This window comes from Mycobacterium sp. 1245852.3 (genome assembly GCF_001669335.1).
Classification (GTDB): domain Bacteria; phylum Actinomycetota; class Actinomycetes; order Mycobacteriales; family Mycobacteriaceae; genus Mycobacterium; species Mycobacterium europaeum_A.
Map to the genome: position 1 here is coordinate 1 of NZ_LZLL01000604.1, position 11,240 is coordinate 11,240.

The window sequence follows — 11,240 nt, forward strand, 5'->3', positions numbered from 1 at the left end:
GCTTCTCGAATCCCTCGAGCCATTCGTTGGTCTCGGAATCGAAGCCCTCGGGGAAGATGTAGTTGCCCTGCTCGTCGTAGCTGTCGGCCATGCCGTACTTCGCCGGGTCGAACTCTTCGGTGTAGTCCTCGTTGGCCTGCTTGAGCGACAACGAGATTCGGCGGCGCTCCAGGTCGATGTCGATGACCTTGACCATCGCGTCGTCGCCGACCGCGACCACCTGGTCGGGGACCTCCACGTGGCGCTCGGCCAGCTCGGAGATGTGCACCAGGCCCTCGATGCCCTCCTCGACGCGCACGAACGCACCGAACGGAACCAGCTTGGTGACCTTGCCGGGCACGATCTGGCCGATGGCGTGGGTGCGGGCGAAGTGGCGCCACGGGTCTTCCTGAGTCGCCTTCAGCGACAACGAAACCCGCTCGCGATCCATGTCGACGTCGAGCACCTCGACGGTGACCTCGTCGCCGACCTGGACGACCTCGGACGGGTGGTCGATGTGCTTCCAGCTCAACTCGGAGACGTGCACCAGGCCGTCCACCCCACCGAGGTCGACGAATGCACCGAAGTTGACGATCGAGGAGACGACACCCTTGCGGATGGCGCCCTTCTGCAGCTGGTTGAGGAATTCGCTGCGCACCTCGGACTGGGTCTGCTCGAGCCACGCGCGGCGGCTCAGCACCACGTTGTTGCGGTTCTTGTCCAGCTCGATGATCTTGGCCTCGATCTCCTTGCCGATGTACGGCTGCAGATCGCGGACGCGACGCATCTCCACCAGTGAGGCGGGCAGGAAGCCACGCAGCCCGATGTCGAGGATCAGGCCACCCTTGACCACCTCGATGACGGTGCCCTTGACGGCCTCGTCCTTCTCCTTGAGCGCCTCGATGGTGCCCCAGGCGCGCTCGTACTGCGCGCGCTTCTTGGACAGGATCAGGCGACCTTCTTTGTCCTCCTTGGTGAGGACCAGGGCTTCGACCTCATCACCGACGGAAACGACCTCGTTGGGGTCGACATCGTGCTTGATGGAGAGTTCGCGGGCGGGGATGACCCCTTCGGTCTTGTAGCCGATATCGAGGAGCACCTCGTCCCGGTCCACTTTGACGATCGTGCCTTCGACGATGTCGCCATCGTTGAAGTACTTGATCGTTTTGTCTATTGCGGCGAGAAAATCCTCGCTCGAGCCAATGTCGTTGACGGCTACTTGCGGCGAGGTGACGGCGGGACTCGGCATATTGTTGGGTTGCTCCGGACAGGTTTGGTCGTAGGGACAATTCAGGATTTACCTGTCGAGGCTACTCGACTGGGCACATGCTGGCCAAACCCAGCGCGGTTGACGGCGGCCGAACGGATGTCCCGAACGTGACGCCACGGCGAATTGTCAGCCGATTTTCCGCCATGGCCTCGCATTCGGCGGCCGATCAAGCAGCGATTACACCCCTCGGAAGCTTCGTTCGCCGCGCTAGTGCGCCGCGGCGTCCCACGAACGGCCGTAACCCACCGACACCTCCAGCGGGACGTCGAGGGGGTAGGCGCCGCCCATCTTTTCGCGCGCCAGCGCTTCCAGCTGTTCCCGCTCGCCGGGCGCGACCTCGAAAAGCAGCTCGTCGTGCACCTGCAGCAGGATCCGGGAAGACAGCCCGGCGGCTTTGATCGCCTTGTCGACCTCGAGCATCGCCACCTTGATGATGTCGGCCGCGCTGCCCTGAATGGGCGCGTTGAGCGCGGCCCGCTCGGCGGCCTCGCGCACCTGGCGGTTGCTGCTGTCCAGTTCGGGCAGGTAGCGACGGCGGCCGAAGACCGTCGATGTGTAGCCGTCCTTGCGAGCCTGTTCGACGACGTCCATCAGGTAGTCGCGCACCCCGCCGAACCGGGCGAAGTACTGCTCCATCTGATCTTTGGCTTCTTCGGTGGAGATCTTGAGCTGGGCGGACAGCCCGTAGGCGCTCAGGCCGTAGGCCAGGCCGTAGGACATCGCCTTGACGCGGCGGCGCAGCTCCGCGGTGACCTCCTCGATCGGGACGCCGAACGCCCGCGACGCGACGAAGGAGTGCAGGTCCTCCCCCGTGTTGAACGCCTCGATGAGGCCCTCGTCCTTGGACAGGTGGGCCATGATCCGCATCTCGATCTGGCTGTAGTCGGCCGTCATCAGCTCGCTGTAGCCCTCGCCGACGACGAACGCGTCGCGGATCCGCCGGCCCGCCTCGGTGCGGATCGGGATGTTCTGCAGATTCGGCTCCGTCGACGACAACCTGCCCGTCGCGGCGATGGTCTGGTTGAACGTGGTGTGGATGCGGCCGTCCGAGGCCACCGAGTTCAGCAACCCGTCGACGGTGACTTTGAGCCGGGTGGCATCGCGGTGGGCCAGCAGATGCTGCAGGAACGGATGGCCGGTCTTGTCGAACAGCGACTGCAACGCGTCCGCGTCGGTGGTGTATCCGGTCTTGGTGCGCTTGGTCTTTGGCATCTCCAGCTCGTCGAAGAGCACCGTCTGCAACTGCTTGGGCGAGCCCAGATTGATCTGTTTGCCGATCACCGCGTACGCCGCCTCGGCCGCATCCCTGATCTGGTGGGCGAAATCGCTTTGCAGCTCTTGCAGCAGGTCCAAATCGACTGCGATGCCGGCGTTTTCCATCCCGGCCAGCACGGCCTGCACCGGCAGCTCCATGCCGCTCAACAGCGAGGTGGAGTTGATTCGGGCCAGCTCTTCGTCGAGCGCCTCGGCCAGATCCAGCACCGCCACGGCGCGCAGGATCAGCGTCTGCACCGCCTGGTCGTCGACGCCCTCGTCATCGTCGAGCAACGAAAGTTGTTGCTGTTCAGGGTTTTCGGCGCGCAGCTCGCGGCGCAAGTAGCGCAGCGAGAGGTCGTCGAGGGAGAAGCTGCGCTGGCCGGGGCGCACCAGGTAGGCGGCCAGCGCGGTGTCGGAGGTGACGCCGGCCAGCGTCCAGCCCCGCCCGGCCAGGTCGTGCATCGCCAGCTTGGCCTCGTGCAGCGCCTTGGGCGGACCGGGGTCGGCCAGCCAAGACGCCAGTGCCGCTTCGTCTTCGGGATCCAGTGTCGCGGTGTCGATGTAGCGGCCCTCGCCGTCGGCGGACACGATGGCCAGGGCGGTGGCGTCGGCGTCGTAGGCCAGATGAGTCCCGACGACGGCCAGTCCGAACCGCTTGCCCGAGCTGTGCTCGGCCAGCCACACGGCCAGCTCGCCGGGTTCCAGCGCGCCGCCGCGCACGTCGAAGCCCTCGTCGACCTCGGGCTCCACCGCGGCCAGGGTTTCGAACAACCGGTCCCGCAGCACCCTGAACTCCAGGTCGTCGAAGAGCCGGTGAATCTGGTCGCGATCCCACGGTTGCAGCCGCAGCGTGTCCGGGGTCTGGGCCAGCGGCACGTCTTTGACCAGATCGGTCAGCTCGCGGTTGCGGATCACGCTGGGCAGATGCGCGCGCAGCGCGTCGCCGACCTTGCCGCGCACCGAGTCGACGTTGTCGACCAGCGCCTGCAGCGATCCGTACTCGCCGATCCATTTGGAGGCGGTCTTCTCCCCGACGCCGGGTATGCCGGGCAGGTTGTCACTGGGGTCACCGCGCAGTGCGGCGAAGTCGGGGTACTGCTGCGGGGTCAGCCCGTACTTTTCGACGACGGCGTCCGGGGTGAAGCGGGTCAACTCGCTGACCCCCTTGCGCGGATACAGCACGGTCACGTTGTCGCTGACCAACTGCAGCGAGTCGCGGTCGCCGGTGACCACCAGCACCCGGTAGCCCTCGCGCTCGGCCTGGGTGGCCAGCGTCGCGATGAGGTCGTCGGCCTCGAACCCCTCCTCGGCCAGCACCGTGATGCCCAACGCCGCAAGGACTTCCTTGGTGATGTCGATCTGGCCGCGGAACTCGTCGGGCGTCGCGGACCGGTTGGCCTTGTACTCCGGGTAGCGCTCGGAGCGAAACGTCTGACGCGAGACGTCGAACGCGGCGGCGATGTGGGTCGGGGCCTCGTCGCGCAGCAGGTTGATCAGCATGGCGGTGAAGCCGTAGACCGCGTTGGTGGTCAGCCCGCCGCGGGTTTTGAAGTTCTCGGCGGGCAGCGCGTAGAACGCCCGAAACGCCAGCGAGTTGCCGTCCAGCAGCATGAGCGTCGGCGTGGTCTGTTCCTCGCTGGCCTTGGGGGTGGTTTTCGTGGCGGGCACGGTCTCACTCTAGGCACCCGGTGTGACGAGGCAGGCGTCCCGACCGCGCCCGCGGCAGAACTGCAACACGTTTCAGTTTTGCGTTGGGGCTGGGTAGTCTGGCCGGGTGCCAGAGGTCACCAGTCCAGAACCCGCGATCGACGGATGGTTCGCCACCGATGACGCCGGAAACCCGCATCTGATCGGCAGCAAGTGCCCCGAGTGCGGCACCTATGTCTTCCCGCCGCGGGAGAACAACTGCCCCAACCCGGCCTGCGCCAGCGACACCCTGGAGTCCGTCGCCCTGTCGACCCGGGGAACGCTGTGGAGCTACACCGAGAACCGGTACCCGCCGCCCGCGCCCTACCCGGCGGCCGACCCGTTCGAGCCGTTCGCCATCGCCGCGGTGGAGCTGGCCGACGAGGGCATCATTGTGCTCGGCAAGGTCGTCGAGGGCACGCTGGCGGCCGATCTGAAGGTCGGCATGCAGATGGAGCTGACCACCATGACCTTGTTCACCGACGCTGACGGCGTGGAGCGCACCGTGCACGGTTGGAGGATCGCGAAATGAGCCCGGAACCGCTTTACATCCTGGGCGCCGGCATGCACCCCTGGGGCAAATGGGGCCGCGACTTCACCGAATACGGCGTGGTCGCCGCGCGCGCCGCGCTGGCCGAGGCCGGGCTGGACTGGCAACAGATCCAGCTGGTCGCCGGGGCCGACACCATCCGCAACGGCTACCCCGGCTTCATCGCCGGGTCGACGTTCGCCCAGAAGCTGGGCTGGAACGGTGTGCCGGTCAGTTCCAGCTACGCCGCCTGCGCCAGCGGTTCGCAGGCGCTGCAGAGCGCCCGCGCCCACATTCTGGCCGGGTTCTGCGACGTCGCGCTGGTCATCGGCGCCGACACCACGCCCAAGGGCGCGTTCGCCCCCGTCGGCGGTGAGCGCAAGAACGACCCCGACTGGCAGCGTTTCCACCTGATCGGCGCGATGAACCCGGTGTACTTCGCGCTGCTCGCGCGCCGCCGGATGGACCTCTACGGCGCGACGTCCGAGGACTTCGCTGCGGTCAAGGTGAAGAACTCCCAGCACGGCCTGCAGAACCCGAATGCCCGCTACCGCAAGGAATCTTCGGTCGAGGACGTGCTGGCCAGCCCGGTGGTGTCCGACCCGCTGCGCCAGCTCGACATCTGCGCCACCTCCGACGGCGCCGCGGCGCTGATCGTGGCCAGCGCCGAGTTCGCCCACAAGCACCTCGGCTCGCTCGAGGGCGTGCCGTCGGTGCGCGCGGTCAGCACGGTCACCCCGCAGTATCCCCAGCACCTTCCCGAATTGCCGGATATCGCAACGGATTCCACCGCCGCCGTGGCCGCCCCGGAGCGGGTGTTCAAGGATCAGATCCTGGACGCGGCCTACGCCGAGGCGGGCATCGGCCCGGAGGACGTGAGCCTGGCCGAGGTCTACGACCTGTCCACCGCGCTGGAACTCGATTGGTACGAGCACCTGGGGCTGTGCGCCAAGGGCGAGGCGGAGCAGCTGCTGCGCAGCGGCGCGACCACGATCGGCGGCAGGGTCCCGGTCAACCCGTCGGGTGGGCTGGCGTGCTTCGGCGAGGCGATTCCCGCCCAGGCGATCGCTCAGGTCTGCGAGCTGACCTGGCAGCTGCGCGGCCAGGCGACCGGCCGGCAGGTGGACAACGCGAAAGTGGGCGTCACCGCCAATCAGGGCCTGTTCGGCCACGGCTCGTCGGTGATCGTCGCCCGCTAACGGTTGCGGCCGTTTGCGGCCGTTTCGAGTGTGAAACAACGGCTTTCGGTGTGAAGCCACGGCGGCCGCCCTCGGCGTGTCGGCGCCCTCAGTTCACACCGAAAGCCGTGGGTTCACGCTCGACGGCCGGGGAAGCTACTCGTCAGAGCTGCCCAGGGTCTCCAGGACGACCTCGGCCACCCGCTTCATCGTGGTCCTGCGGTCCATGGCGGCCCGCTGAATCCACTTGAAGGCCTCGGGCTCGGTCATGCCCTGTTCGCTCTGGAGCAGCCCCTTGGCGCGCTCGACGAGCTTGCGGGTCTCCAGCCGGTCGGACAACGAGGCCACCTCGCGTTCGAGCTCGGCGATCTCACTGAAGCGGCTGACGGCCAGTTCGATGGCCGGGATGAGGTCGCTGATGGTGAACGGCTTGACCAGGTAGGCCATCGCGCCGGCGTCGCGCGCCCGCTCCACCAGGTCGCGCTGGCTGAAGGCGGTCAAGACGACGATCGGGGCGATCCGCTTGCTGGCGATCTCCGAGGCCGCGTCGATGCCGTCGCGGCGCGGCATCTTGACGTCCATGATCACCAGATCCGGCTGGTGGCGCTCGGCCAGCTCGACGGCTTCCTGCCCGTCGCCGGCCTCCCCGACAATCTCGTAACCCTCCTCTCGGAGCATCTCGGCGAGATCCATGCGGATGAGCGCTTCGTCTTCAGCGATCAGGACCCGGCGCGGCACAGCGGCGTCGGTGTCGGTCGTGGGGCCTGTCATGACGAATATTGTGTCGTGAACGCCTCAGACCAGCGACCTCGGGGGCGGTGAGACGGGTGAGCACTCCTGATCCTCTATGGTGGGAGGCTGCCTCTAAGGTAAGAGGCCGCACGCCCTCGTATCCCAACTGGCAGAGGAAACGGATTCAAAACCCGTCCAGTGTGAGTTCGAATCTCACCGAGGGCACACAAGCGTTCGGCACCTTCGAGCGGGACCGCCGACAGGCCTACAGCCCTTTTCCGGTACCGCAGTGGAGTATTGCGGCATTCGCGCGTACAAGCGGTCTGCAAATTCGCCTAAAAACATTCCAATGGTATGTGCTCGGTCCCGCTTTTTAATAAATTGCACGCATTAATACGTAATTCGGCGCATTCCGGGAAAGCCACGCGAATACGCGCTCATTTGAATTCATTCGATCCGGGCTACCACTGGAGCGTGTTCTGCGGACCCGTGGCGCGCGGCGTCGACACACATCGGCACCTCCCGGCCGTCACCCCGCTACCGGTGCCGACGACCGACCAAGCCGCCGCGCGCGTGAGGTCGCATGATCGAGCAAGCGACCAAACGGCAAGTGCGCCAGATCAATCGCCGATTGAGCGGGTTACGCACATCTGGCCCGAGGCCGACACGTCCGCTCCCGGCGAGTAGTTACCGATGGAATCGGTGGCGACCCGCAGTAGCCAACTGGGCTCGCTGCACGCGGCGCTACAGCCCTGCATCAAAAACGCGGTGGAAACCAGGATTGAGGCAAGAACAAACCTCTTGAGACCCGCCATGCGGCACCCCTTAGTCGAGGCGATCACGTGTCCATAAGCCCTGTCAAACACGTGTTAAATAACCGGAACCAATGACTCCTAAACCCGATTACAACCCGATAACAAGAACTGTTATCAGACTCAGAAACTTACGGGGGCGAAAACCAGGATTTTCTTTCAAGACGGCCGCCGAGGGCGCTGCTCGGCGGTTAGGCTGGCACCCGTGGCGGCCAAGAAGTGTGGTGCCCCACCAAGATGCCCAGACGGCTCGTCGGGGCGCCCGGACTGCGTGGCCGCGGCGCGCGCTCAGTCGCGCGCCCGCAGTCAGCACTACGCCGACAGCGCCGCGCGTGAATTCCGCGTGCTCTCGATCGCGGCCTGGCTCGCCGTCGTGGTCTGCACCACTTTCGTGGTACTGCAGGTGGTCACCGGCGCCTGGATTTGGCAGATCGTCCTCGTCAACGTCGTCTCGGCGTTGATCTTCGCGAGCGTGCCGTGGCTGCACCGGTTCGGTGAACTGGTTGCACCGCTGACCTTCATCGGTACGGCCTACGTCACGGTCGCCGCCACCTGTTGGGACTCGGGCACGGCATCGGGCGGCCAATTCTTCTTGGTGGTGGGCGTCTGCCTGGTGGTGCTGGTGCTGGGGCTGGACCACATCGTGCTGGCCGCCATCGTGGCGGCCATCGCCGCTGGCCTGATCATCGCCCTGGAATTTCTCGTTCCCCGCGACACCGGCCTGGTGCCGGCCTGGGCGCAGTCGATGATGTTCGTCGTCACCATCATCTCCGCCTGCGTCATGGTGTTCATCACCGTGTGGTACGCGCTGCGCGATACCCAGCGCGCCGAGTCGGTGATGGAATCCGAATACCAGCGCTCGGAAGCGCTGCTGGCCAACATGTTGCCGGGCAGCATCGCCGAGCGTCTCAAGAGCGCCGACCGAAACGTCATCGCCGACAAGTACGACGAGGCCTCCGTGCTGTTCGCCGACATCGTCGGCTTCACCGAGCGCGCCAGCAGCACGGCGCCGGCGGACCTGGTGCAGTTCCTGGACCGGCTCTACGGCGCCTTCGACGAGTTGGTCGACAAACACGGCCTGGAGAAGATCAAGGTCAGCGGGGACTCCTACATGGTGGTCAGCGGCGTGCCGCGGGCGCGGCCGGATCACGCCTTCGCCCTCGCCGATTTCGCTCTCGATATGGCCAATGTTGCTGCGGCACTGCGTGATCCGCATGGCCAGGCCGTCCCGCTGCGGATGGGCATGGCCTGCGGACCCGTCGTGGCCGGCGTCGTGGGTTCGCGCCGGTTCTTCTACGACGTGTGGGGCGACGCCGTCAACGTCGCCTCGCGGATGGAATCCACCGATTCGGTGGGCCGCATCCAAGTGCCCCAGGCGATGTACGAGCGCCTGAAAAACCAGTTCGTGCTGCAAGAGCGCGGCCGCATCGAGATCAAGGGCAAGGGCGTTATGCGCACGTGGTATCTAATCGGGCGCAAGGCAGGCGAAGAACCCACCGACCTGCGTGCCGAGGATCCACGCACCGTTCACGTCTGACCAAAGTCCCTGTACCACGGCGCACGTTTGTGCCAGACTGCGGCCATGACTATCTCCCCTGGCTCTCCTGGAACCCACCCCGTTCCAAGCTTGCTGCCGCATCTGTGGAAATCCGCTCTGCTGTCGGGAATTCTGTCTCTTGTCCTCGGTGTCCTGGTGCTGGCGTGGCCGGGAATTTCCATCCTGGTCGCCGCCATCGCCTTCGGCGTTTATCTGCTGATTACCGGTGTCGCGCAGGTCGTCTTCGCCTTCTCGCTTCATGTCTCGGCGGGCAGCCGGATCCTGCTGTTCATCAGCGGCGCAGCGTCATTGATCTTGGCGTTACTGGCATTCCGTCATTTCGGTCAGGGCTACGCAATCCTGCTGTTGGCCATCTGGATTGGCGTCGGGTTCATATTCCGCGGAGTCGCCACAACGGTTTCGGCCATCAGCGACCCGCACCTGCCGGGGCGGGGCTGGAACATCTTCGTCGGCGTGATCAGCCTGCTCGCCGGCATCGTCGTGCTGGCGTCCCCGTTCCAATCCATCGTCACCCTGGCGATCGTGGTCGGCGCGTGGTTCGTCGTCATCGGCGTCTTCGAGATCATTTCGTCGTTCGGAATCCGCAAGGCCTCCAAGACCCTCGCCAGCTGAGCAGGGCCGCCGGTGGCGGCGGCACCGATTCGTCTACTACACTCTGTCGTAGCCGTTGGGATCGGGCCTCCGCAGTTTCGGGAGATGACAGATGAATGTCGTCGATATTTCGCGGTGGCAGTTCGGTATCACTACCGTCTACCACTTCATCTTCGTGCCGCTCACCATCGGCCTGGCGCCGCTGATCGCCATCATGCAGACGGTGTGGGTGGCCACCGGTAACACCGCCTGGTACCGGCTGACCAAGTTCTTCGGCAAGCTGTTCCTGATCAACTTCGCCATCGGCGTGGCGACCGGGATCGTCCAGGAATTCCAGTTCGGCATGAACTGGTCGGAGTACTCGAAGTTCGTCGGCGACATCTTCGGCGCGCCACTGGCGATGGAGGGGTTGTTCGCCTTTTTCTTCGAGTCCACGTTCATCGGGTTGTGGATCTTCGGCTGGAGCCGGCTGCCGAAGCTGATCCACCTGGCCTGCATCTGGATCGTCGCGTTCGGCGTCAACGCGTCGGCGTTCTTCATCATCGCGGCGAACTCGTTCATGCAGCACCCGGTCGGCGCCCACTACAACCCCGCGACGCACCGCGCCGAACTGGACGACATCTTCGCCCTGCTGTCCAACAACACTGCGCAGGCGGCGTTTTCGCACACGGTCACCGGCGCGCTGTTGGTCGCGGGCACGTTCGTCGCCGCGGTGAGCGCATGGTGGATGGTGCGCTCGCGCAGGCCCGGTTCCACCACGCCCGAGGCACAAGCCGAGGCGCGCACCATGTTTCGCCCCGCGGCCATCCTCGGATGCGGGGTCGTGCTCATCGCCACGGTCGGCTTGTTCTTCACCGGTGACCGGCAGGGCAAGCTGATGTTCGTCCAGCAGCCGATGAAGATGGCGTCCGCGGAAGCGTTGTGCCACACGCAAACCGACCCCGACTTCTCGGTGCTGACGATCGGAACGCACAACAACTGCGGCAGCGTCGCCGAGGTGATCAAGGTGCACTACGTCCTGCCGTTCCTGGCCGAAGGCAAGTTCAGCGGCGTGACGCTGCGCGGCGTGGACGAGCTGCAGCAGGAGTATCAGCAGCGCTTCGGCCCCGACGACTACCGGCCGAACCTGTTCGTCACCTACTGGTCCTTCCGGGCGATGATCGGATTTTTGGCCATCCCAGTGTTGTTCGCCCTGACCGTGCTGTGGGTCACCCGCGGCCACCGGACACCCCGCAGCCGGTGGCTGTCGTGGTTCGCCCTGCTCACCATCCCCACGCCGTTTCTGGCCAACATCTCGGGGTGGGTGTTCACCGAGATGGGCCGCCAGCCATGGGTGGTGGCGCCCAATCCCACTGGCGATCAACTGGTTCGGATGACGGTCCGCGAAGGGGTGTCGAATCACGTGCCCGGCATGGTCATCACCTCGCTGGTGACCTTCACCCTCGTCTACGCGGTACTCGCGGTGCTCTGGTTCTTCCTGCTCAAGCGCTACGTCGTCGAAGGCCCGCTGGAGCACGACGCGGAACCCGCTCCCCCGCAAGCGCCCAGCGACGACGAGGTGGCACCCCTGTCCTTCGCGTACTGACCAGGCTTACCGACGCCGGAAGGAGTTGAGACGATGGGACTGCAGGAGTTGTGGTTCGGCATC

Annotated in this window: 8 protein-coding genes and 1 tRNA gene; 6 read left to right on the forward strand and 3 right to left on the reverse strand. The window is 65.6% G+C overall.

All coding sequences use genetic code 11. The features are described from left to right. Together rpsA and polA are read right to left on the reverse strand one after the other, a co-directional pair. Positions 1 to 1,228 (reverse strand): 30S ribosomal protein S1 (gene rpsA / locus A9W96_RS28125; protein ID WP_067144504.1); only part of this gene is annotated, 1,228 nt, incomplete at its 3' end. 228 nt (positions 1,229 to 1,456) lie between these two features. Beyond that, on the reverse strand, positions 1,457 to 4,117 hold the full coding sequence (polA, locus tag A9W96_RS28130; RefSeq protein WP_197497935.1) for a DNA polymerase I: 2,661 nt from the start codon (positions 4,115 to 4,117) through the stop codon (positions 1,457 to 1,459). A 163-nt stretch (positions 4,118 to 4,280) separates the two neighbouring features. Between polA and A9W96_RS28135 the strand changes: the two genes are divergently transcribed. Both A9W96_RS28135 and A9W96_RS28140 read left to right on the forward strand, forming a co-directional pair. After that, positions 4,281 to 4,724, forward strand: coding sequence for a Zn-ribbon domain-containing OB-fold protein (locus A9W96_RS28135; RefSeq protein WP_067144505.1), 444 nt, complete (start codon positions 4,281 to 4,283; stop codon positions 4,722 to 4,724). After that, positions 4,721 to 5,920: a lipid-transfer protein gene (locus A9W96_RS28140; protein ID WP_067144506.1), complete on the forward strand. Its 1,200-nt coding sequence runs from the start codon at positions 4,721 to 4,723 to the stop codon at positions 5,918 to 5,920. The genes A9W96_RS28135 and A9W96_RS28140 overlap by 4 nt, the downstream gene beginning before the upstream one ends. A gap of 135 nt (positions 5,921 to 6,055) precedes the next feature. On the opposite strand, the gene A9W96_RS28145 is transcribed toward A9W96_RS28140, so the two are convergent. Continuing rightward, on the reverse strand, positions 6,056 to 6,670 hold the full coding sequence (locus A9W96_RS28145; protein ID WP_066866931.1) for an ANTAR domain-containing response regulator: 615 nt from the start codon (positions 6,668 to 6,670) through the stop codon (positions 6,056 to 6,058). Between the two features lie 112 nt (positions 6,671 to 6,782). On the opposite strand from A9W96_RS28145, the gene A9W96_RS28150 reads away from it, so the two are divergent. The 4 genes from A9W96_RS28150 to A9W96_RS28170 all read left to right on the forward strand — a co-directional run bounded on the left by A9W96_RS28150 (position 6,783) and on the right by A9W96_RS28170 (position 11,177). Then, positions 6,783 to 6,856 (forward strand) — tRNA-Leu (locus tag A9W96_RS28150). A gap of 792 nt (positions 6,857 to 7,648) precedes the next feature. Further along, complete coding sequence (locus tag A9W96_RS28160) at positions 7,649 to 8,980, forward strand: adenylate/guanylate cyclase domain-containing protein (protein WP_067144507.1); 1,332 nt, start codon at positions 7,649 to 7,651, stop codon at positions 8,978 to 8,980. Positions 8,981 to 9,007: 27 nt separating this feature from the next. Beyond that, positions 9,008 to 9,613, forward strand: a complete 606-nt coding sequence (locus tag A9W96_RS28165) for an HdeD family acid-resistance protein (protein ID WP_369830884.1) — start codon at positions 9,008 to 9,010, stop codon at positions 9,611 to 9,613. 91 nt (positions 9,614 to 9,704) lie between these two features. Then, positions 9,705 to 11,177, forward strand: a complete 1,473-nt coding sequence (locus A9W96_RS28170; RefSeq protein WP_067144509.1) for a cytochrome ubiquinol oxidase subunit I — start codon at positions 9,705 to 9,707, stop codon at positions 11,175 to 11,177. Positions 11,178 to 11,240: the final 63 nt, after the last annotated feature.